Origin of the sequence: Bradyrhizobium sp. ORS 285, assembly GCF_900176205.1 — a bacterium.
Taxonomy (GTDB): domain Bacteria; phylum Pseudomonadota; class Alphaproteobacteria; order Rhizobiales; family Xanthobacteraceae; genus Bradyrhizobium.
The window spans coordinates 5,414,956-5,435,433 of sequence record NZ_LT859959.1 but is presented as its reverse complement, the minus strand read 5'-3'; the positions used below and the strand labels follow the sequence as shown (position 1 = coordinate 5,435,433).

Sequence of the window (20,478 nt, the reverse complement as noted above, 5' to 3'; positions counted from 1 at the left end):
TCACATGACACGGCGCGCACGCGGGTCTATGACGCGCGGCTCTCGAACACAGATATATGACGGGAAGGGATTGCCATGACCATGCGCGAGCAGTGGGAAGATCAGGCTGGGCCATGGCTTGCCTGGGCGCGGGCACCCGGCCATGACAGCTTCTGGCGGCACCATCGCGAGCAGTTCGACACGCTGCTGCCGCCGCCCGGCGCACTGACGCTCGATATCGGCTGCGGCGAGGGCCGGCTGTCGCGACATCTCACCTCCAGAGGGCACCGGGTGATCGGCGTCGATGCCTCGCCGACGCTGATCGCGGCCGCCCGCGCGGCCGACCCGTCGATCGCGGTGGTGCGGGCCGATGCGGCCGCGCTGCCGCTCACCGACGCCTGCGCCGATCTCGCCATTGCCTTCATGTCCTTGCAGGACGTCGATGCCATACAAGCCGCGATCCGCGAGGTGGCGCGCGTGCTCAAGCCGGGCGGCCGGCTGTGCATGGCCATTGTCCATCCGCTCAACTCGGCCGGCACGTTCGCCAGCCTGGCGGCGGATGCGCCATTCGTCATCCAGGGCAGCTATCTCGACTCCTTCACCTACAGTGACGCGGTCGAGCGCGATGGTTTCAGCATGGTCTTCCATAGCGCGCACCGCCCGTTGCAGAGCTATGTCGCGGCGCTGGAAGAGGCAGGCTTTCTCATCGAATCGTTGCGCGAGCCGTCGACGCCGGAAGCGATCGTCACTAGCGACTCGAGCCGGCGCTGGCTGCGCGTGCCGCTGTTCCTGCATCTGCGTTGCCTGCGCCCGTAGACCGGAGCGCGGGGGCGCTCCGGCGCACGCTTCAGCCCCGCCGTGCCGCCTCGATTGCGGCGACGTCGATCTTGTGCATCGGCATCATCGCGGCGAACACGCGCTTGGCGACGTCGCCGCCTTCAGCCATCGCATCCGTCAGCACACGCGGCGTGATCTGCCAGGACAGGCCCCATTTGTCCTTGCACCAGCCGCAGTGACTTTCCTGGCCGCCATTGGCGACGATCGCATTCCAGTAGCGATCGGTCTCGGCCTGATCGTCGGTGGCGATCTGGAACGAGAAGGCTTCGCTATGGGTGAAGGCCGGGCCGCCATTGAGGCCGAGGCAGGGGATGCCGCACACGGTGAATTCCACCGTCAGCACGTCGCCAGCCTTGCCGGAGGGATAGTCGCCCGGCGCGCGGTGCACGGCGCTCACACGGCTGTCCGGAAACGTCTCGGCATAGAACCGCGCGGCGGCTTCGGCGTCCTTGTCGAACCACAGGCAGATGATGTTCTTGTGCTTTGGCATTGCAGGGCTTCCTTCCACTCGGATGCGGGCCGTCGTTCCATCAGGGGTCAACAGCCGTTGAGATGCTTACGCCAGTTCGTCGCGATCCGGCTGATCCGAGGACGAAGCTCGCCGTGGCAATCCGACATGATGGTTGCTCGTCCACGCATTTTTTTGCAGGGCTATGTCAAGGCCGATGCGGCGTGCTTAAGCAATATGACGGGATTGCCGAGATGGAATGGTCGGGCTACGAGCCGGTGGATCCGAGGAAGTGCGATCCCGACGCCTTTGGCGGCCGGGGCAAGCGTGGGAAGTAGGCGTCGACATGGTGGAGACTGGAGGCCGGGTTCGAACGGCGCTTGTCGGAATAGTTGCGGGGATGCTGGCGGGATCGCTCTCGCCGTCAGCGCATGCGCAATCGGCGCCGCGCCCGGCCGCACCGCCGCCGGCCGCCGCACGCCCGGCGCCGCCGCCGGGGCTGGCCGTTCCGGCTGATCTGAAGGACCTGCGCGGCGAATGGAAGCGCGCCGGCGCCGGCTTCGCCTGTGTCGTGACCCCGCCGCGCCAACTGTCGCAGGAGTTGCTGCTTGCCGTCATGGCGCGCGCCTGCCTGCGTCTCGGCCCGCTCGTGGTCGGCGATGCGGCGGCCACCGCCACCGCCGCGCTGGGGCAGCCGCATCGGACGCTGAAGCAGCCGCAGGACAAGGTCGCCTGGATCTATTTCGTCGGGCAGCGCGAGCACTACCCGTATTTCGTGGTCACGGTCGTGGCCGACAAGATCGTCGCGCTGCAGGTGACCGGCGACGGCACCACGACCGCGCCGGGCTATGAGCTGAGCGGCGTCGGGCTCGGCGCTACGACCGATGATCTCGTCAAGGTGTTCGGCCAAGCCGGCCATTTCGAGCCGACCGAATTGAAGGGCGTCGAGCTCTGGACCTACCCGCCGCACCCGTTCTCCTTCGAGCTCAAGGGTGGACGGGTGATGTCGATCCGGATCAATCAGTAGCGGGGGGACGACGATCGCGCCGCCAACGGCGCATCGCGGCTGCCGTCTGTGATCCGGGCTATCTCCGGGACCGGGACGCATGAGCCCAGCGCGCCACGATCTGGTCCTCGTCGAGCAGGCCGAGGCTGGTCGGCGGCCCTTCCAGCACCGTCGCGTTGACCCTGGCGATCTCGGCATTGAGGGCTGCGACCTCGCGGCGCACGGCGGCCTCATCGGGAAGCGAACCGATGGCTGCCAGCTGCTTCTCGACCTTGCGCAAGAGCTCCAACGAAGGTGGCAGCATCGAGACCTGCTCGCGCCGGATGAGCTGCTTCACCCACCAGAGCGGATCGTGTTCATCGCCGAGATTCGGCAGCGGCTTGCCGGCGCCCGGGAGATTGTCGAAAGCGCCCTGGCTCTGCGCCGTGCGGATCTGCGCCTCGACCCACGACTCGAAGCTCGTCGCCAGCGGTTTGCGCTCAGTCATGACCGGCAGCCTTCTGGAGTGGCAACGCTTCCAAGCCTATCAGCTCACCGCGATGGACACCAGAACAGCGAAGCTGCCCGGCCGGACGGAGCCAAGCTGGCAAGCCGGCGGTGATCCAGCGAATGTGGTCACCGTGAAGGCCGAGAAAGATTCCTGTTGCTATTTTTCCGAAATCATGTTCTTCTCTGTGCAACCCGCCTCGAGCAGAGGGACGAACGCGTCGTCACGATCGTGGAGGTGGGCTGCGATGGCCGTGACGGCTGTGCCAGACGAGCACAGGCCGGCACGGACGGCGAAGTCGTGTGGTCCTGGCCTCTCGACGCTGAGGTCTGCGCAACGCGCCAACGGCGCGTTGTCGCAAATGGGGGCAAGAACGCCGATCCCCAGGGAGAGCACGAAGGACACCGTAAAACCATTCGCGCGGGGAAGGCCGGGTCTGTCCGGCTGTACTCGTGGTACCTGCCGCCTGCATTCTTTTCCGCAGGCGGGCCACGGGCCTCAGCCGAGGTCCGGCCTTCTCCGCGCCCTCTCGTTTTTCAGGAGGGACATGACCGATGCACAACCCGGGCACGCGTGCCGCGGGAAGACGATGACGCATCTGGATGCCATGTGATGGAAACTGTGAGCCACACTCTCCGCTGTCGTCCCGGCCTCGAGCCGGGACCCATAACCCCAGGGGGATGTTTGAGGCACACAGGTGGATAGAGCGCTCCCAGCCCCGAACGCCGGTGGCTATGGGTCCCGGCTCGAGGCCGGGACGACACCGATGATGACGCGCGATACGGGGCAGCCATGATCAGTCGCGACTTTGCACCGCTGCTGCGATCACTTAATCCAACTCCGATAACGCAAGGAGGACACCCCATGACCAAGACCGCCGCCGAGATCGAGGACGACCGCCAGATCCGCGAACTGCTGCAGAACTGGGCGATCTGGCGCGATGCCGGCGATTGGGAGCGCTTCCGCACCGTGTGGCATCCGGATGGGCGGATGATGGCGACCTGGACGCAAGGCACCGGCGACGAGTTCATCGAGATCAGCAAGGCGGCCTGGGCGAAGGGCGTCAACATCCTGCATTTTCTCGGCGGCATCTCGGTCGATCTGGCAGGAAGCCGCGCGATCGCGCAGACCAAGATGACGATCTCGCAGCGCGCCGATGTCGAAGGCATCCTGTGCGACGTGCTCTGCACCGGGCGCTTCTACGACTTCCTCGAAAAGCGCCAGGGTAAATGGGGCATCGTGCTGCGCCAGCCGATCTATGAGAAGGACCGCATGGACCCGATCACGCCCGGCGCCGTGCCCGCGCTCGATCGCGCGCTGCTGGAGCAGTTTCCCGTCGGCTATCGCCATCTCGCTTATCTGCAGACCCGCATCGGCTACACCGTCAAGCGCGACATGCCGGGATTGAAGGGGCCGGAAGTCGAGGCGCTGTATGCGCGCGGCGCGGCGTGGCTGCGGGGCGAGCCGCTGTGATCGTTGAACGCTGCATCGCCCGTCCGCGCCGGATGGAGCTCAGCCGACACTGTGCGAGCGTCAATATGCCCCATCGCAATCGGGCGACGCAGTCTGATCCGCCGAAGGTGGAATTCCGTTAGGGGGCCAAGCAAGTCGACGGGGGGGGGCTGGGGCGGCATGGGATCGGTTTGGACGCTCGGGCCCGGCAAGCGGATCAATCGTCCAAATAGTTGAATAAGAAAGGACCTAGACGCTACATTGAACATGGAACCGGTCGTCATCAGGCCGGCAGGAGAGGATGGTGTATACAATCACGACTGCTCATCGCGGAAAAAACCGGGAACTTGCGCCGTAAGGTGCAGTTGCTGTATACAGTGACCCAGTTGGAAGTATACCGACACGAGGAAACGCGATGGCTGCTTCATTCCCCATGAATGCCTGGTACGCGGCGGCTTGGGACGCCGAGGTCAAGCAGGCTCTGCTGCCCCGCACCATCTGCGGCAAGCATGTCGTCATGTACCGCAAGGCGGATGGTACGATTGCCGCGCTCGAGGATGCCTGTTGGCACCGCCTGGTACCGCTGTCCAAGGGGCGGCTGGAAGGCGACACCGTCGTCTGCGGCTATCACGGCCTCAAGTTCAGCCCGCAGGGCCGCTGCGCCTTCATGCCGTCGCAGGAGACCATCAATCCCTCCGCCTGCGTGCGTGCCTATCCCGCCGTCGAGCGTCACCGTTTCATCTGGCTGTGGATGGGCGAGCCGGCGCTGGCCGATCCCGCCACGATTCCTGACATGCACTGGAATCACGACCCCGCATGGGCTGGCGACGGCAAGACCATCCAGGTCAAATGCGACTATCGCCTCGTCGTCGACAATCTGATGGACCTGACGCACGAGACCTTCGTGCACGGCTCGTCGATCGGCAATGACGCGGTGGCCGAGGCGCCGTTCGACGTCACCCATGGCGAGCGCACCGCGACAGTGACGCGCTGGATGCGCGGCATCGAGCCGCCGCCGTTCTGGGCCAAGCAGCTCGGCAAGCCCGGCCTCGTCGACCGCTGGCAGATCATTCGCTTCGAGGCTCCGTGCACCGTGACGATCGATGTCGGCGTGGCGCCGACCGGCACCGGGGCGCCGGAAGGCGACCGGTCGCAGGGCGTCAACGGCATGGTGCTCAACACCATCACGCCCGAGACCGACAAGACCTGTCATTATTTCTGGGCCTTCGCCCGCAACTATCAGCTCTCCGAGCAGCGGCTGACGACCGAGATCCGCGAAGGCGTGTCCGGCATCTTCCGCGAGGACGAATTCATCCTCGAGGCGCAGCAGCGCGCGATGGACGAAAACCCGGGACGTGTTTTCTACAACCTCAACATCGATGCAGGGGCGATGTGGGCACGGCGTATCATCGACCGGATGATCGCGCGTGAAACGCCGCTGCGCGAAGCCGCGGAGTAGTTGGAATGCCTGAGCGTGAGGCCGATCGCTCGATTTCGCAGACCGTCCGCGCGCAGCTCACGCTGCGCGACCTGATCCTCACCGGCGGCTTGCGCCCAGGCGAACGGATATCGGAGCTGCAGGCGGTAGAGGCGGCGGGTGTCTCGCGCACGCCGGTGCGGATGGCGCTGGTGCGGCTGGAGGAGGAGGGGCTGCTGGAGGCCATTCCGTCCGGCGGCTTCATGGTCAAATCGTTCTCAGAGCGCGACGTGCTCGATTCCATCGAGGTGCGCGGCACGATGGAAGGGTTGGCGGCACGCCTCGCCGCCGAGCGCGGCGTCTCCGTGCGCGACACCGAGCCGATGCGCGAGTGCCTCGCCCAGATCGACGAGCTGATCGCGCCGGCTGAAATCTCCTTCGATGCGTTCTCGGCCTATGTCGCGCTCAATGCCCGCTTTCACGCGCTGCTCGCCGAGCTGTCGCGCAGCCCGCCGGTGATCCGCCAGGTCGATCGCGCCAGCGCGCTGCCGTTCGCCTCGCCGAGCGGTTTCGTGATGGCACAGTCGGCGTTGCCCGAGGCGCGGCACATTCTGGTGGTCGCGCAGGAGCATCATCGCATCGTCCTCGATGCGATCGAGAACCGCGAGGGCGCGCGCGCCGAGAGCATCATGCGCGAGCATGCCCGTCTCGCCGCGCGCAATCTGCGGCTGGCCGTCAAGGCGCGCGGCCCGATGGACCTCGTGCCGGCCGCCGTTCTGATCAAGACGATGAGCTCGAACTAAGGGAGACGACCATGCGCTTCCAGGATAATTGGTCGCCCGCGACGCTGGTGGCGACGCGCGACCTCGCGCCGGGCATTCGTGAGTTTCTCTTGCGACCTGACGGCTATGTCTGTGCGCCCTATCCGGTCGGCAGCCATATCAAGGTCAGCGTGCTCGTCGACGGGCAGCCGGATGTCCGTTCCTATTCGCTGGTCGGCGAAGCCGACCCGCGGGGCTATCGGATCGCCGTGCGCTTCGCCGAGGATTCACGCGGCGGCTCGCGCTATCTCTGGTCGCTGCAGCCGGGCGCGCGTATCGAGGTGGCGAGCCCGACCTCGCTGCTGCAGGTCGGCTGGCAGTATCAGCATTATTGTCTGGTGGCCGGCGGCATCGGCATCACGCCGCTGGTCGGTGCGGCGCAGGCGCTGCTTCGCAAGACGCCGAACGTCTCGCTGCATTATGCGGTGAGATCGCATGGCGACGCGGCCTATGCCGACGAGCTCGCGACGCTGCTCGGCGACAGGCTGTCGGTCTACGCGGCCGACCAGGCGCAGCGGCTCGATCTGTCGGCTCTGTTTGCCAGCCTGCCGCAGGGCACGGCGGTGCTCTTCTGCGGCCCGATGCGGATGCTGGATGCGGCGCGCAGCGCTTGGGCCGCCTGCGGCCGTCCGGCGTCCGATCTCAGCTACGAGACGTTCGGATCGTCGGGGCGTCTGGCGACCGAACCGTTCAAGGTTCGCCTGCGCGACAGCGGCGAGGAGATCGTCGTGCCGCGCGATCGCTCGATGCTCGACGTGCTCAATGCGGCCGGCCATGAGGTCATGGCCGACTGCCGTCGCGGCGAGTGCGGCGTTTGCGCCATCGACGTCGTCGATGTCGACGGCGAGATCGATCATCGCGACGTGTTCTTCAGCGACGAGCAGAAGCACGAGAACCGCAAGCTCTGCGCCTGCGTGTCGCGCGCCCATGGCGTCGTCACCATCGACACGCTGGAGCGCGCTGACGCGGTGTGAGGCTGCTATTTGTCGGTCAGGCTGACCGGCATCGGCGTCTGCGGCCTGGCCTGCGACCTCCGGCCATTCTGCTCCGCCGCAAGGGCGGCGCGCGCGGCCTTGAGGCGCGCATCTGTCTCCTTGTCGGCGAGCAGCGCGTCGGTGAGGTTGGCCTCGGCGATGTGGGCCGCCTCGGCTGCCGCCTTCGCCGCGGCGATGTTGGCGGGGGTCGGGCTGGCCTTGGCTAGGGCATCAGCGGCGTTGCGCTCGGCCACCGCCTTCTCGTTGGCCGCCAGCGCGGCGTCGAGATTGGCGTCGGCGACCGTCTCCGCGGCATCCGCGGCGGCGAACGCCGCGGCAGCGGGGCTGGGCGGCGGCTTGGTCTTGGCCGTCCGCTCTTGAGTTGGCGGCTGCTTGCTCGACGCCTGCGGAGCGGGTTGCGTCTGCTGCGGCCCGCGCGGCAGGGCGGGTTGTTGAATTGGGGGAGGCTGCAACGACGGCATCGTCGGTACGAGATCGAGCGGCACCATTCGCGCAAACGAGCTGCGCGCATCGCGCAGCAGGCCGCCCATGACGTCCTCGATCGGATCGGCGCTCGCCGTCCCGCTGCACGCGCAGCCGAACAGGGCGATCGCGCCGGCCAGGTGTTTAGACGTGAAGCAGACGGCCATCAGAGCCTCCATCCCGCCAAGATCGGCCCGGCCGACCCATGGCGTTCACCGCCTGCCTTATTCCCCGAATGGGGACGCAGGGTGGCGCTGCCGTGGAGACGGTCGCCCGATATGCGCCGCGTCTGCCACATTGAACTTTCAGGCGAGTTCCTCGCGCACCCGCGCAGCCGCCGCGCTCATCGCCTTCAATTTCCCGAACGCGGTGGCGCGCGGCAGATATTTCATGCCGCAGTCCGGCGCGACCACCAGCCGCTCCGGCGCCACGACTTTGAGGCCATTGCGGATGCGCTCGGCAATGACGCTCACCGGCTCGATCTCGGGATCGCCGAGATCGAGCACGCCGAGCACGATGGTCTTGGCAGAGAGATCCTTGAGAACGCCCAGATCGAGCCGCGGCTGCGCCGCCTCGATCGAGATCTGCGTCGCGCAGCACTCGGCGAGTTCGGTGAGGAACGGATATCCGCTCGGCTTGCTGGAGCCTGGCACGATGGCCGCATAGCCGAAGCAGACGTGAACGATGGTGGGCACCGTGATATGATCGAGCGCGCGGTTGATGGCCTTGACTGCATAGCGCCGCGCGGCCTGCGGATTGCTGCGCACCCAGGACTCGTCGAGCTGGATGACGTCGGCGCCGGCTCGTTGCAGGTCGCGGGCCTCGGCGTTGGCGACCTCGGCAAACGCCATCGCGACCGCTTCATCGTCGTGATAGAAATCATCCTGCGCCTGCTGGCTCAGGGTGAACGGGCCGGGCAGCGTGATCTTGGCCGCCCTGATCGTGTTGCGACGGAGGAACTCCATGTCCCGCAGCTCAACCGGATATCTGCGCCGGATCGGCCCGACGACGCGCGGGACGGGCGTCTTGTTGCCGGCCGGGGAGATGATGATCGCGGGATTGTCGGCATCGATCCCGTCGAGTGCGGTGGCGAAGCGGTTGGAGTAGCTCTCGCGGCGGATCTCGCCGTCCGAGATGATGTCGATGCCCGCCTGTTCCATGTCGTGGATCGCGACAACAGTGGCGTCGTCCTGGGCTTCCTCGAGCAGCGGGCGCTGAATGCGCCACATGCCCTGCAGCCGGATGCGTGGAATGGACTTGGAGAGCATGGCGCGATCGACCAGCCAGTCCGGCTGCGGATAGCTTCCGATCACGGTGGTCGGCAGGAGATGTCTAGGCATGTTCACCACAATGATCCTCCCGCAGTCCGATTCGATTTGTCGCAAGCTAGCAGACGAGGCGCCTGGCAAGGCAATGCAACCTATCGTTTTGGTTGTCTTTGGGGCGTCATGAAAATGGGTGGTATTTTCTCCAATTTGTGAGTTGGCGAGAAACCCCTCCGAGGTCATGCGAGGTGAGATGACACGACGGCACATCCTGACCCTCAATGCCGGCTCCTCTTCGATCAAGTTCGCTTTGTTCGAAGAGCAGGCCGCCCCCGTCGAAACCCTCCGGGGCCAGATCGAGGGGCTCGGCAGCGCCACGCCGCATTTGCAAGCCCGCCAGCGCAGCGGCACGCTTGCTGATGAAGCTCTCGATGCGGCGAGAGCGGCCGACCACGATGCTGCAATGGCCGTGGTGATCGACCTCCTGCAACGCGCCGTCGGGCGCTCCGCCGTCGACGCCGTCGGCCATCGCATCGTTCATGGCGGGCTGGAGTTCACACAGCCCATCGTCATCACCGATGATGTCGTCGGGCGTCTGGAGGCGCTCAATCCGCTGGCGCCGCTGCACCAGCCGCATAATCTCTCCGGCGTTCGCGCCGCCCATCGCGCCTTCCCCGATGCGTTGCAGGTCGCATGTTTCGACACCGCGTTCCATCGCTCCCATCCCTGGGTCAACGACACCTACGCGTTGCCACGTGAGCTCTATGAGCAGGGCGTCCGCCGCTACGGTTTTCACGGGCTGTCCTACGAGTACGTCGTCTCGCGATTGAGGGAGATCGCGCCCGACGATGAGAAGGGCCGCGTGGTCGTCATGCATCTCGGCAATGGCGCGTCGATGTGCGCGATCCGTGACGGACAGAGCATCGGCTCCTCGATGGGCTTCACCGCGCTCGACGGCCTGCCGATGGGCACGCGCTGCGGACAGCTGGATCCGGGCGTCGTGCTCTATCTGCTGCAGGAGAAGCGGATGACGGCTGAGGCGATCAGTGATCTCCTTTACCACCATTCGGGACTGAAGGGGCTGTCGGGGCTGTCGCAGGACATGCGCGCATTGGAGGCGGCGGGAACGCCGCAGGCGATGCAGGCGATTGACTATTTCGTCGATCGGATCAGGCGTGAGCTCGGTGCCATGACCGCCGTGCTGTCTGGCCTCGACGCGGTCGTGTTTTGCGGCGGCATCGGTGAGCACGCCTGGCGGATTCGCGAGCGCGTCTGCCAAGGCTTCGAGTGGCTCGGCATGGTGCTCGACAAGAACCGGAATCGCGCCGGCGAACCCGTGATCTCGTCCGGGGATTCCTCCGTGCGGCTGTTCGTGGTCAACACCGACGAGGAGATGATGATCGCATCGCACACCGCAGCGCTGCTCGCCGAGCATCGCAAGGACTGAGACGGAGCACCAGACCTGCTGATTTGGCGCTTGCATGTCCCGGCGTTCTGCTATCATCCAGGGTGAAAGACCAAGAGAGCCGGGCAGGGAACGATGGAAGGCAGCGTGGCGTCTGATGACGCGGACCTGGAGTTCGACTACGTGGTGGTGGGTGCCGGCTCGGCCGGCTGTGTTCTCGCCAACCGGCTCAGCAGCGACGGTAAGCACAAGGTGCTGCTGCTCGAGGCCGGCCCGAAGGACACCAACATCTGGATCCACGTTCCGCTCGGCTACGGCAAGCTGTTCAAGGAAAAGACTGTCAACTGGATGTATCAGACCGAGCCCGAGCCCGGTCTCGACGGCCGCTCCGTGTTCCAGCCGCGCGGCAAGGTGCTGGGCGGCTCGAGCTCGATCAACGGCCTGCTCTATGTCCGCGGCCAGCACGAGGACTACGACCGCTGGCGGCAGCGCGGCAATGTCGGCTGGGGCTATGACGACGTGCTGCCCTATTTCAAGCGTGCGGAAAATCAGTCGCGCGGCGGCGATGACTATCACGGCGTCGGCGGGCCGTTGCCGGTGTCCGACTGGCGCCACGATGACCCGCTCTCGGAGGCCTTCGTGAAGGCGGCGGTCGAGGCCGGCCTGCCGTTCAACGCCGATTTCAATGGCGCGAGTCAGGAGGGCGTCGGCTTTTTCCAGACCACGACGCGGCGCGGCCGCCGCGCCAGCAGTGCGGTGTCTTATCTGCGACCGGCTCTCGGTCGCAGCAACCTCCACGTCGAGACCGACGCGCTGGCCCAGCGTATCCTGTTCGAGGGACGCCGGGCGTCCGGGATCACGTTCAGCCAGCGCGGACGGCTGCGGACAGCGCGGGCCCGCAAGGAGATCCTCGTATCGAGTGGCGCCTACAATTCGCCGCAGCTGCTGCAATTGTCCGGGGTCGGTCCTGGTGAACTGCTGCGGCAGCACGGCATCGATGTGGTGCTCGACGCCCCGGGAGTCGGCAGCGACTTGCAGGACCACCTTCAGGTGCGCATCGTGATGCGCTGCAGTCAGCGCATCACGCTCAACGACATCGTCAATCATCCCGTGCGCAAGGTGCTGGCCGGCGCGCGCTATGCCGCCTTCCGCAAGGGACCGCTGACGATCGCGGCCGGCACGGCCGGGGCCTTCTTCAAGACCGACCCTCGGCTCGCAAGCCCGGACATCCAGATCCATTTCATCCCGTTCTCGACCGACAAGATGGGCGAGAAGCTGCACACCTTTTCCGGCTTCACGGCCTCGGTGTGCCAGCTCAGGCCGGAAAGCCGGGGCTCGCTGCGGATCAGGAGTGCCGACCCGGTAACGCCGCCCGAGATCCGGATCAATTATCTGGCGAGCGAGACTGACCGGCGGGCCAATATCGACGGTCTGCGCATCTTGCGGAAAATCCTGGCGGCGCCGGCCTTGAGGCCGTATGTCTCGGATGAAGCCTTTCCGGGACCCAAGGTCGTGAGCGACGACGACATCCTGGCCTATTGCCGGCAGACCGGCAGCACGATCTATCATCCGACCTCGACCTGCCGGATGGGGACGGATGCTCTGGCCGTGGTCGATCAGCGCCTGCGCGTGCGCGGCGTCGATGGCCTGCGCGTCGTCGATGCCTCGATCATGCCGGACCTGGTTTCGGGCAACACCAATGCGCCGGTCATCATGATCGCGGAGAAGGCCTCCGACATGATCTTGCAGGACGCGCGCTGACGCAGGAATGAGTTCGTGACACGTTTCCGGATCGGCACCCGCAAGAGCACGATGGCCCTGGCGCAGACGGAGGAGATCGCCCGCCGGCTGCAGGCGGCCATCCCGTCGCTCGACATCGAGATCGTCAAGTTCGAGACGACGGGTGATTCCGACCAGACCAGCAAGCTGCTGACCCATGGCGGCAAGGGCGGCGCCTTCGTCGCCGAGATCCGGCGGGCCATGCTGGATGGCAAGCTGCATGCGGCGATGCATTCGCTGAAGGACATGCCGGGCAATGAGGAGACGCCGGGCCTCGTCATCGCGGCGCTGCTGTCGCGTGATCCGCCGGGCGACGTGCTGGTGCTGCGGCAGGGGTTGTCGCTGGACGACTTTCGCAAGGACGGTGGCCGGGGTTTCAAGATCGGCACCAATGCGGTGCGCCGGGCGGCCTATGCGCGCAGACTGTTTCCGAACGCCGAGCTGATCCATTTCCGCGGCGCGGCCGACACCCGCATCCGCAAGCTCGACAATGGCGAGCTGCAGCGACTGCCGGATGGCGGCGCGGTGGGCCCGGCGGATGCGCTGATCATGGCGCGGTCCGGACTGGAGCGCGTGGGTTTGTCGGAGCGCGCGTCCTACGAATTCCCCGCAGCCGACATGCTGCCGGCGGCCGGGCAGGGCATCGTCGCCGTCGAATGCCCAGCGGCCGACTTCGAGACGCGGCGCATCCTGGCCGCCATCGATGACCCCGGTGCGCGGGCCTGCGCGGATGCCGAGCGCGAGGTGCTGTGGGTGCTGAACGGCCACTGCAACTCGCCGATCGCGGGCTTTTCGACCATCGAGAACGGTCAGATGACCTTGACGGCGTCGGTGCTCGACGAAGATGGCGGCCACTTCATCGAGGCCCAGCGCGTAGGTCCCGCTGATCGTCCGCGCGAGCTCGGCCGTGCGGTCGGGCTCGAACTGCTGGGCAACGGCGCGGCGGCGCTGATCGAGCGCAGCCGGCCGCGTTAGTCTCTCATCCCTTGTAGGCGCGCACCCGCGCCAGCATCTGCTCGACATGGGCGATGGGCGTTTCCGGCGTGATGCCGTGGCCGAGATTGAAGATGTGGCGGCCGCCGGCATAGCTCGCCAGCACGTCGTCGACCGCCTGGTCGAGCGCCGCGCCGCCGGTGATCAGCGCCAGCGGATCGAGATTGCCCTGCACCGCGACCTTGTTCTGCACCCGCTCGCGCACCAGGCCAGGCTCGGCCGTCCAGTCGATGCTGACGGCGTCGACGCCGGTCTCGGCGACGTAGCCCGGCAGCAGCGCGCCGGCGCCGCGCGGAAAGCCGATGATCTTGGCATCCGGACGCACCCTGCGCACGCCCTCGACGATGCGCCGCGTCGGCGCGACCGACCAGCGCGCGAACTCGCGCGGCGACAGCACGCCGGCCCAGGTGTCGAAAATCTGTAAGGCGTCGGCGCCCGCATCGAGCTGCCTCAGCAGATAGGCGATGGAGCTGTCGACCAGCGCGTCGATGATTGTCTGGAAGGCGTCGGGATGCCGATAGGCGAGCAGCCGGGCCGGGGCCTGGTCGGGCGTGCCCTGGCCGGCGACCATGTAGGTCGCGACCGTCCACGGCGCGCCGCAAAAGCCGATCAGCGCGGTGCTCTGCGGCAGCTCGGCGCGGACGCGGCGCAGCGCCTCGAACACGGCCTCGAGCTTTGACAGATCTGCCTCGCCGGACAGCGTTGCGATCTTCTCCCGCGTGTCGAGCGGATCCAGTCGAGGGCCTTCGCCGACCGCGAAGCGGACGCTGCGTCCGAGCGCGTGCGGGATCACCAGGATGTCGGAGAAGATGATCGCGGCATCGAAGCCGAAGCGGCGGATCGGCTGCAGGGTCACTTCAGCGGCGAGCTCCGGGTTGAAGCAGAGGTCGAGGAAGCCGCCGGCCTTGGCGCGGACCTCGCGGTATTCCGGCAGATAGCGGCCGGCCTGCCGCATCATCCAGATCGGCGGCACGCTCTGCCGCTGGCCGGCCAGCACGTCGATGAAAGGCTTGTTCACGGCAGTCTCACTCACGCTGGGGCTCCGCAACCCTGGGGAACAGTTTACCGTCCGTGATACATGGCCGGGCGGTTCCGGCCAAGCTCCTATCCGTTCGCAAGGCCTACCGCCCCCCGATGCAACTGCGGCAGCGCGACGCCCTCTCGACGCGGGAACACGCGTTTCGTCGCCGCGTTGTCGTCGCACAGGGAGATCGATCATGGCCGAGAAATTCAACCCCGCTCCGCACGACAAGCACGCGGTCGATCCGCGCGAGGCCGTTCGTCTCGACCGGGAGGCGAAGTCGCAGCTCGACAAGGGACTGATGGACACCTTCCCAGCGTCCGACCCCGTCAGCATGCAGCAGCCGTCGACCACGCGCGTGAAGGGAAGCGACACGCGCGAGGAGCACGAGCCTTCGTTGTGGGACAAGGTGCGATCGGTATTCGCACGTTGAACTAACGAGCCTCGTTGGAGCGAACTACGCACGTTGCAGAGCATAATTCCGTAGTTGTACGGGCGTTTCCGTAGTCGTACGGTGTAGGTGCGGCCGATTCGGATCCGGCTCATTTCAGAGTTAAATAACACGTCCGTGGGACTCTCCGGTCGTCCGGAGAGTTCCGCGGAATGGACGTTATTGCGACCACAGTCGATCGAACCCGCTTGCCCGTGTGGGCGGCAGCAGGGCTTGCGCTCGTCTGCGGCGCCATCCTGGCCTTCAGCGGATGGACCGAGTGGGCCTCGCGAAGCTCGGAGATGCGCAATGCCGAGATCGATCTCGGCAATCTCGCGCGCTCCCTCACCCAGCATGTCGAGGACACCTTCGAGCTTGCCGATTCCTTGATGCGCGGCGTCGTCACGGCCCTGGAGACCGATGACGGCAAGCCCGGTGCGATCGCTCGCCTGCAAACCATCCTGAAGTCCCGCAAGGCCAGCCTTGGCCGCATCCGCGGCGTCTTCGCCTATGACGAGAATGGCGACTGGCTTGCGACCACCGAGGACGTCACGCTCACCAACTACAACAATTCCGATCGCGACTACTTCGCTCACCACCGCATATCGGCGGATCGCTCGCTGCTGATCGGACGCCCGGTGCAGAGCAAGTCCGGCGGCCAGTGGGTGATCACGCTCTCCCGTCGCTGGAATCATGCCGACGGCCGCTTCGGCGGAGTCGTTCTCGCCACCGTCGACGTCGCTTATTTCGCCCAGTTCTATCGCCAGTTCGATGTGGGGCAGCACGGCTCGATAAGTCTGTTGAGCCGGGATGGCGTGGTGCTCGCCGACAACTCCGAGCCGGATCCGAAAAAACTGGGCGGTCCAATTGTCGAGGCGATTCCCTATCACCCCGCATCGGGCGCGCTGTCGTTCCGCCGCTTCGGCGAGAAATCCGAGCGCATCGGATTCTATCAGCATGCCCAGCGCTATCCGTTCCTCATCCTGGTCACGCGCACGGAGGCGGATGTCCTCACCGCGTGGAAACGCGATGCGATCGTCCGAATCTCGGTGTTGATGTGTCTCGTCGCGCTGGTGATCGCCATCGGGATCTTCCTCGTGAAGCAGCTGCTGCAACGTCAGCAATTGGCCGCGGCGCTGGCCGCCAAGGAAGAAAACTTCCGGCTGCTCGCCGAAGGCTCCAGCGACATCGTGACGCGCATCGAGCTGGACGAATGCATCGGCTACGTCTCGCCTTCGACGATGCGCGTACTGGGCTGGCATCCGTCGCAGCTCCTCGGCAAGCGTGCGCTCTCCGGCGTCAATCCGCAGGATCGGCCGCAGCTGCAGGAGATGCTCGACCAGATCAAGAAGGGCATGGTCGACGAGGCGCGCGCGACCTACCGCATGCGCCGGCGCGACAAATCGGAGATCTGGGTCGAGGCGACCATCCGCGCCACGCGTCAGCCCGACGGCACGCTCGACGGCTTCGTCGCGGTCACCCGCGACGTCACCCAGCAGAAGACGCTGCAGGGCCGGCTGGAGACGCTTGCGATCGAGGATGGTCTCACCGGCCTCGCCAACCGCCGCCGGTTCGATGAGCGGTTGCTGGAGGAGTGGGGCAGGGCATATCGCGAAAAGACCTCGCTGGCGCTGCTGATGATCGACATCGACCACTTCAAGGCCTTCAACGACACCTACGGCCATCCGGCCGGCGACGAATGCCTGCACACGGTGGCCGGCATTCTCGCCGACGAGGCGCTGCGCAGCTCCGATCTCGTCGCCCGCTATGGCGGCGAGGAGTTCGCAATCCTGCTGCCGAACACCGATGCCACGGGATGCGCGCGGCTCGGCGAGCGCATCCGGCGGGCGCTGCACGGCGCTCGGATCGTCCACGACCACAATCCGCCGGGCTTCGTCACGGCGAGCATCGGTGCGGCGGTCTGCCGGCCCGGCTTCGAACGGTCCGCGGGTCCGGCCTCGCTGATCGAAGCCGCGGACCGCGCGCTCTACGCGGCGAAAGATGGCGGCCGTGACCGGATGGTCATGGCGGGCGAGGTGATTGATCTGCCCTCCAGCAAGGCGCCGGCGACCGTTCCGGCCTGAGATCGCCGCGCCATCAATAATGCGGCGGCGGCTCATTGCGCGGCCCCTCGGCGTTGCCCTGCGCGTCCTCCAGCTGTTCGACGAGCCGCGCAATCTGGCGCTTCAACGCGTCGATCTCGCGCCACTGTGCGGTGATGGTCTGGTTCAGCGTCTCGATCGTGTCGTCCTGGAACGTCAGCCGCATCTCGAGCCGGTCGATCCGCTCCCCGACGTCTTCATTCGACGGCTCAGAGTTGCTCATCGCGCGTGCCCTCCACATTGCCCGGCTCGACGGCACCGGGCTGCTGCCGCAGGCCATGGCCGAGCGCGACGCGTTCGTCGAACACGAAGCAGCCGCCGCGCCAGCGGCTCTCGGCCTCCGGAATCTCCTCGAGATATTTCAGGATGCCCCCCTTGAGGTGGTAGACCTCGGCGAAGCCGCGCGCCAGCAGCAGCGCGCTCGCTTTTTCGCATCGGATGCCGCCGGTGCAGAACATCGCGATCCGCTTGTGCCTGGCGGGATCGAGCTCCCGGGCGGCAAAGTCCTTGAACTCGCCAAAGCTGTGCAGGCGGGGATCGACGGCGCCTTCGAACGTGCCCATCGCGACCTCGAACGCATTGCGGGTATCGAGCACCAGCGTATCGGGCGCTGAGATCAGCGCGTTCCAATCGGCGGGACTGACATAGGTCCCGACCTGTCGCGTGGGATCGGCGGCGGGGTCGCCGAGCGTCACGATCTCCCGCTTCAGCCGGACCTTGAGGCGCTGGAACGGCATTGCTGTGGCGGTCGAGAATTTCAGCTCCAGATTGTCGAGACGTCCTGCGAACAGTTCGCCCTGGCCAAACTCGGTGACCAGTGCGTCGATCGCCTCGTTCGTGCCGGCGACTGTGCCGTTGATGCCTTCCTCGGCCAGCAGGATGCTGCCCTTGATCCCGCGGGTGGCGCAGAACGCCTGGAGCGGCGCGCGCAGGTCGCGAAAATCGGGCAGGGCAACGAACTGATAGAAGGCGGCGACGGCGAGGGTCATGCGGCCGTTTACCAGCAGAGCTGACCATAGAAAAGCTGGTATCCCCGGGCATTGCCGAGGCTGGAAAGAATGTGCGATGTAGCCTGCCAGCACTGGTATTCCAGCCACCACCTGATCACGCAGCGAGCCACGATGAGAAGCTTCCATTTCCCCGGCAGGTCCACGGTCCACGCCCAGAACGGAATGATCGCCACCTCTCACCCCCAGGCGGCGCTGGCCGGCATTGAGGTGCTGCGCGCCGGTGGTACCGCGGCCGACGCGGCGGTGGCAGCCTGCGCGCTGCTCGGCGTCATCGAGCCGCAATCGACCGGCATCGGCGGCGACTGCTTTGCGCTGGTCCAGCCCAAGGGCGAGGGGCGGATCATGGCCTATAACGGCTCCGGCCGGGCGCCGGCCGCGGCCACCGTCGACTGGTATCTCGAGCGCAAGATCCATTCGGTGCCGCTGACCTCGGCTCACGCCGTCTCGGTGCCCGGTGCGATCGACGCCTGGGCCCGCATCCTGCACGACCATGGCCGGCTCGGCCTCGACCGCCTGCTGCAACCGGCGATCCGCGCCGCCGAGGACGGCTATGTGGTGGCGCCGCGCGTCGCCTTCGACTGGAACAATCAGTTCGAGAAGCTCAAGAACGGCACCAACACCGCGCGCTACTTTTTGCCGCGTGGCAAGGCCGCCGTCGCCGGCGACGTGATCCGCCAGCCGGAGCTGGCGCAGACACTGCGCGTCATCGCCAAGGAAGGGCCGAAGGGCTTCTACACCGGCGCCGTCGCTGAGGACATGGTGCAGACCTTGCGCGGCATCGGCGGCCTGCACACGCTGGAGGATTTCGCCAACCACCAGACCGAGGTGACCTCGCCGATCGGCACCACCTACAAGGACTACGACGTCTGGCAGTGCCCGCCGAACGGGCCGGGCATCACCATGCTGGTGATGCTGAACATCCTCTCACGCTTCGACCTCACGCGCATCGATCCGCTCAGCGTCGAGCGCTTCCACCTGGAAGCCGAGGCCGCGCGCATCGCCTACATGATGCGCGAGCAGCACATCGGCGATCCCGAGCACATGACCACCGAAGTCGCGAGCATCCTCGCCAAGGAGTTCGCCGACGAATACATCTCGCAGATCAGCCTGGAGAAGCTGCTCGATCTGCCGAACGTCGCGCCGCCGATGAACCCGGAAACGGTCTACATCACGGTGGTCGACCGTGACCGTAACGTCTGCTCCTTCATCAACTCGATCGCGCATTCGTTCGGCTCGGCGATCGTCTCCAACGAGACCGGCGTGCTGCTGCAGAACCGCGCCGGCGGATTCCGTATCCAGCCCGGCCATCCGAACTGCATCGGCCCGGGCAAGCGTCCGCTGCACACCATCATCCCGGCGCTCGCCACCAAGGCCGGTCGCGCGCAGATGTCGTTCGGCGTGATGGGCGGCCAGTATCAGCCGGTCGGCCAGACCCGCGTGCTGACCAACATCCTCGACTATGGCTGCGACGTGCAGGAAGCGATCGATATGGCGCGTGGCCTGCATTACGAGGGCGTCTATCAGCTCGAGGACGGCGTGCCGGCCGACGTCGTCGAGGGTCTGCAGAAGATCGGCCACAAGACCACCAAGGTGGTGTCGCCGCTCGGCGGCGGCCAGGCGATCTGGATCGACTGGGACAAGGGCACGCTCACCGGCGGCTCCGACCCGCGCAAGGACGGCTGCGCGCTGGGGTATTGAGGCATCCGGGCTTTCCGTCCCTCTCATCGTTTCGCGCCAGCCCGTAGGGTGGGCAAAGGCGCGCCACGATGTCTCAGTTGTAGCTTGTTCTTTCCCGCGCCGTGCCCACCATGCCTCACCGAGCTCGCTGAAAGACGGTGGGCACGCTGCCGCCCTTTGGGCGGCCGCTTTGCCCACCCTACGGCAGCCTCGCACGCCGCTGTCGTCTTGAGGCGTGGCTTGCATCGACACACTCCACTGCCGTCCCGGCCTTGAGCCGGGACCCATACCCCCATGCAGCGGTTTGAGGCAGGCTGGTCGTTGGCTTTTGTGCCCATCACCTCTGCTGCGGCGTATGGGGCCCGGATCGGCGCCATGCCGCGCTGACGCGCGTCACGGCTTGTCCGGGACGACGGCTGTTTGGGTGGCGAATTCACGGGTCAAACAACTACGAGTTTGGGGACGTGGCATCGCGTTCTCGCGGCGCATCGCGCCCGAGGTCTCCGCCTAGTTCGTCCCTCGCAAACAGTGCAGAGGGCGCAGGGAATGCCGGGTGACAGCCTCACCCATGGCCCGCCTGCTTAAAAAAATGCAGGCGGCAGGTACCACAGGCAAAGCCGAAACACGCCGGCATTCCCTGCGCGATGGTCTTCACGCTTATACGCAGTCTCCCTGGTGCGCCGGCTTGTTGGCCACCTCCGCGCGAGGCGAAGCCTCGTCGCGCTCGCGACAATGCGCTTACGCGCATTGCGCGGATGACACCAGCTTCGGGGTGTCAGGACGCTGCGACTTCACGTCCGCGATCAATCGTTCGTCCGCGCCCTCGTTGCCGAGGGACGCTGCGATCTCTCGCGGCCACCGCATCCCCGCCTCGCGTGTCGTGACGATCGCG

The 20,478-nt window shown here is 66.3% G+C and carries 19 protein-coding genes; 12 read left to right on the top strand and 7 right to left on the bottom strand.

Annotation, left to right across the window (positions count from 1 at the left end; all coding sequences use genetic code 11):
* The first annotated feature begins 75 nt into the window (after positions 1–75).
* Entirely contained in the window at positions 76–795 is a 720-nt protein-coding gene (locus BRAD285_RS24405; protein WP_006610834.1) for a class I SAM-dependent methyltransferase, read from the top strand.
* A gap of 31 nt (positions 796–826) precedes the next feature.
* Here the strand turns inward: BRAD285_RS24405 and BRAD285_RS24400 are convergent, their stop codons facing one another.
* Complete coding sequence (locus BRAD285_RS24400; RefSeq protein WP_006610835.1) at positions 827–1,306, bottom strand: VOC family protein; 480 nt, start codon at positions 1,304–1,306, stop codon at positions 827–829.
* Between the two features lie 304 nt (positions 1,307–1,610).
* On the opposite strand from BRAD285_RS24400, the gene BRAD285_RS24395 reads away from it, so the two are divergent.
* A complete protein-coding gene (locus tag BRAD285_RS24395) occupies positions 1,611–2,291 on the top strand; it encodes a hypothetical protein (RefSeq protein ID WP_244563560.1) in 681 nt (226 codons plus the stop codon).
* Between the two features lie 58 nt (positions 2,292–2,349).
* Here the strand turns inward: BRAD285_RS24395 and BRAD285_RS24390 are convergent, their stop codons facing one another.
* A complete protein-coding gene (locus tag BRAD285_RS24390) occupies positions 2,350–2,757 on the bottom strand; it encodes a DUF1992 domain-containing protein (protein WP_006613199.1) in 408 nt (135 codons plus the stop codon).
* Between the two features lie 864 nt (positions 2,758–3,621).
* Here BRAD285_RS24390 and BRAD285_RS24380 point away from each other — a divergent pair.
* The 4 genes from BRAD285_RS24380 (at position 3,622) to BRAD285_RS24365 (ending at position 7,421) form a co-directional block, all read left to right on the top strand.
* Positions 3,622–4,230, top strand: coding sequence for a nuclear transport factor 2 family protein (locus BRAD285_RS24380; RefSeq protein WP_006613198.1), 609 nt, complete (start codon positions 3,622–3,624; stop codon positions 4,228–4,230).
* A gap of 394 nt (positions 4,231–4,624) precedes the next feature.
* Positions 4,625–5,668 (top strand): aromatic ring-hydroxylating dioxygenase subunit alpha, encoded by a 1,044-nt coding sequence (locus BRAD285_RS24375; RefSeq protein ID WP_006613197.1) that lies wholly within the window; start codon positions 4,625–4,627, stop codon positions 5,666–5,668.
* Positions 5,669–5,673: 5 nt separating this feature from the next.
* A complete protein-coding gene (locus BRAD285_RS24370) occupies positions 5,674–6,429 on the top strand; it encodes a GntR family transcriptional regulator (RefSeq protein WP_006613196.1) in 756 nt (251 codons plus the stop codon).
* 11 nt (positions 6,430–6,440) lie between these two features.
* On the top strand, positions 6,441–7,421 hold the full coding sequence (locus BRAD285_RS24365) for a PDR/VanB family oxidoreductase (RefSeq protein ID WP_006613195.1): 981 nt from the start codon (positions 6,441–6,443) through the stop codon (positions 7,419–7,421).
* A 5-nt stretch (positions 7,422–7,426) separates the two neighbouring features.
* Here BRAD285_RS24365 and BRAD285_RS24360 read toward each other — a convergent pair whose 3' ends face one another.
* Positions 7,427–8,071, bottom strand: a complete 645-nt coding sequence (locus tag BRAD285_RS24360) for a hypothetical protein (RefSeq protein WP_006613194.1) — start codon at positions 8,069–8,071, stop codon at positions 7,427–7,429.
* A gap of 138 nt (positions 8,072–8,209) precedes the next feature.
* Positions 8,210–9,244 carry a uroporphyrinogen decarboxylase family protein gene (locus BRAD285_RS24355; protein ID WP_006613193.1) on the bottom strand — a complete coding sequence of 345 codons (1,035 nt, stop codon included), beginning with the start codon at positions 9,242–9,244 and terminating at the stop codon, positions 8,210–8,212.
* A 178-nt stretch (positions 9,245–9,422) separates the two neighbouring features.
* On the opposite strand from BRAD285_RS24355, the gene BRAD285_RS24350 reads away from it, so the two are divergent.
* From BRAD285_RS24350 to hemC, 3 genes are all read left to right on the top strand, one after another.
* On the top strand, positions 9,423–10,616 hold the full coding sequence (locus BRAD285_RS24350; RefSeq protein ID WP_006613192.1) for an acetate/propionate family kinase: 1,194 nt from the start codon (positions 9,423–9,425) through the stop codon (positions 10,614–10,616).
* A gap of 93 nt (positions 10,617–10,709) precedes the next feature.
* A complete protein-coding gene (locus BRAD285_RS24345; protein ID WP_006613191.1) occupies positions 10,710–12,335 on the top strand; it encodes a GMC family oxidoreductase in 1,626 nt (541 codons plus the stop codon).
* 51 nt (positions 12,336–12,386) lie between these two features.
* Entirely contained in the window at positions 12,387–13,328 is a 942-nt protein-coding gene (gene hemC / locus BRAD285_RS24340) for a hydroxymethylbilane synthase (protein ID WP_050886918.1), read from the top strand.
* A 4-nt stretch (positions 13,329–13,332) separates the two neighbouring features.
* Here hemC and hemE read toward each other — a convergent pair whose 3' ends face one another.
* On the bottom strand, positions 13,333–14,364 hold the full coding sequence (gene hemE, locus BRAD285_RS24335) for a uroporphyrinogen decarboxylase (RefSeq protein WP_035647273.1): 1,032 nt from the start codon (positions 14,362–14,364) through the stop codon (positions 13,333–13,335).
* A 199-nt stretch (positions 14,365–14,563) separates the two neighbouring features.
* Between hemE and BRAD285_RS24330 the strand changes: the two genes are divergently transcribed.
* Positions 14,564–14,800 carry a hypothetical protein gene (locus tag BRAD285_RS24330; RefSeq protein WP_035647270.1) on the top strand — a complete coding sequence of 79 codons (237 nt, stop codon included), beginning with the start codon at positions 14,564–14,566 and terminating at the stop codon, positions 14,798–14,800.
* A gap of 170 nt (positions 14,801–14,970) precedes the next feature.
* Positions 14,971–16,881 (top strand): diguanylate cyclase, encoded by a 1,911-nt coding sequence (locus BRAD285_RS24325; protein ID WP_006613188.1) that lies wholly within the window; start codon positions 14,971–14,973, stop codon positions 16,879–16,881.
* Positions 16,882–16,894: 13 nt separating this feature from the next.
* Here BRAD285_RS24325 and BRAD285_RS24320 read toward each other — a convergent pair whose 3' ends face one another.
* Both BRAD285_RS24320 and BRAD285_RS24315 read right to left on the bottom strand, forming a co-directional pair.
* Positions 16,895–17,122 (bottom strand): SlyX family protein, encoded by a 228-nt coding sequence (locus BRAD285_RS24320; protein WP_006613187.1) that lies wholly within the window; start codon positions 17,120–17,122, stop codon positions 16,895–16,897.
* On the bottom strand, positions 17,109–17,888 hold the full coding sequence (locus BRAD285_RS24315) for a rhodanese-related sulfurtransferase (protein ID WP_006613186.1): 780 nt from the start codon (positions 17,886–17,888) through the stop codon (positions 17,109–17,111). The genes BRAD285_RS24320 and BRAD285_RS24315 overlap by 14 nt, the downstream gene beginning before the upstream one ends.
* A 132-nt stretch (positions 17,889–18,020) precedes the next feature.
* On the opposite strand from BRAD285_RS24315, the gene ggt reads away from it, so the two are divergent.
* On the top strand, positions 18,021–19,607 hold the full coding sequence (gene ggt, locus BRAD285_RS24310; protein ID WP_035647267.1) for a gamma-glutamyltransferase: 1,587 nt from the start codon (positions 18,021–18,023) through the stop codon (positions 19,605–19,607).
* Positions 19,608–20,478: the final 871 nt, after the last annotated feature.

What these genes read in the sequence shown, in the direction of transcription:
- BRAD285_RS24405 (WP_006610834.1), top strand. Translation starts at nt 76, where the DNA reads ATGACCATGCGCGAGCAGTGGGAAGATCAGGCTGGGCCATGGCTTGCC.
- BRAD285_RS24325 (WP_006613188.1), top strand. Translation starts at nt 14,971, where the DNA reads ATGGACGTTATTGCGACCACAGTCGATCGAACCCGCTTGCCCGTGTGG.
- BRAD285_RS24395 (WP_244563560.1), top strand. Translation starts at nt 1,611, where the DNA reads ATGGTGGAGACTGGAGGCCGGGTTCGAACGGCGCTTGTCGGAATAGTT.
- BRAD285_RS24380 (WP_006613198.1), top strand. Translation starts at nt 3,622, where the DNA reads ATGACCAAGACCGCCGCCGAGATCGAGGACGACCGCCAGATCCGCGAA.
- BRAD285_RS24360 (WP_006613194.1), bottom strand. Translation starts at nt 8,071, where the DNA reads ATGGCCGTCTGCTTCACGTCTAAACACCTGGCCGGCGCGATCGCCCTG.
- BRAD285_RS24320 (WP_006613187.1), bottom strand. Translation starts at nt 17,122, where the DNA reads ATGAGCAACTCTGAGCCGTCGAATGAAGACGTCGGGGAGCGGATCGAC.
- BRAD285_RS24390 (WP_006613199.1), bottom strand. Translation starts at nt 2,757, where the DNA reads ATGACTGAGCGCAAACCGCTGGCGACGAGCTTCGAGTCGTGGGTCGAG.
- BRAD285_RS24400 (WP_006610835.1), bottom strand. Translation starts at nt 1,306, where the DNA reads ATGCCAAAGCACAAGAACATCATCTGCCTGTGGTTCGACAAGGACGCC.
- BRAD285_RS24315 (WP_006613186.1), bottom strand. Translation starts at nt 17,888, where the DNA reads ATGACCCTCGCCGTCGCCGCCTTCTATCAGTTCGTTGCCCTGCCCGAT.
- BRAD285_RS24330 (WP_035647270.1), top strand. Translation starts at nt 14,564, where the DNA reads ATGGCCGAGAAATTCAACCCCGCTCCGCACGACAAGCACGCGGTCGAT.
- BRAD285_RS24370 (WP_006613196.1), top strand. Translation starts at nt 5,674, where the DNA reads ATGCCTGAGCGTGAGGCCGATCGCTCGATTTCGCAGACCGTCCGCGCG.
- ggt (WP_035647267.1), top strand. Translation starts at nt 18,021, where the DNA reads ATGAGAAGCTTCCATTTCCCCGGCAGGTCCACGGTCCACGCCCAGAAC.
- BRAD285_RS24350 (WP_006613192.1), top strand. Translation starts at nt 9,423, where the DNA reads ATGACACGACGGCACATCCTGACCCTCAATGCCGGCTCCTCTTCGATC.
- hemC (WP_050886918.1), top strand. Translation starts at nt 12,387, where the DNA reads ATGGCCCTGGCGCAGACGGAGGAGATCGCCCGCCGGCTGCAGGCGGCC.
- BRAD285_RS24355 (WP_006613193.1), bottom strand. Translation starts at nt 9,244, where the DNA reads ATGCCTAGACATCTCCTGCCGACCACCGTGATCGGAAGCTATCCGCAG.
- BRAD285_RS24375 (WP_006613197.1), top strand. Translation starts at nt 4,625, where the DNA reads ATGGCTGCTTCATTCCCCATGAATGCCTGGTACGCGGCGGCTTGGGAC.
- BRAD285_RS24345 (WP_006613191.1), top strand. Translation starts at nt 10,710, where the DNA reads ATGGAAGGCAGCGTGGCGTCTGATGACGCGGACCTGGAGTTCGACTAC.
- BRAD285_RS24365 (WP_006613195.1), top strand. Translation starts at nt 6,441, where the DNA reads ATGCGCTTCCAGGATAATTGGTCGCCCGCGACGCTGGTGGCGACGCGC.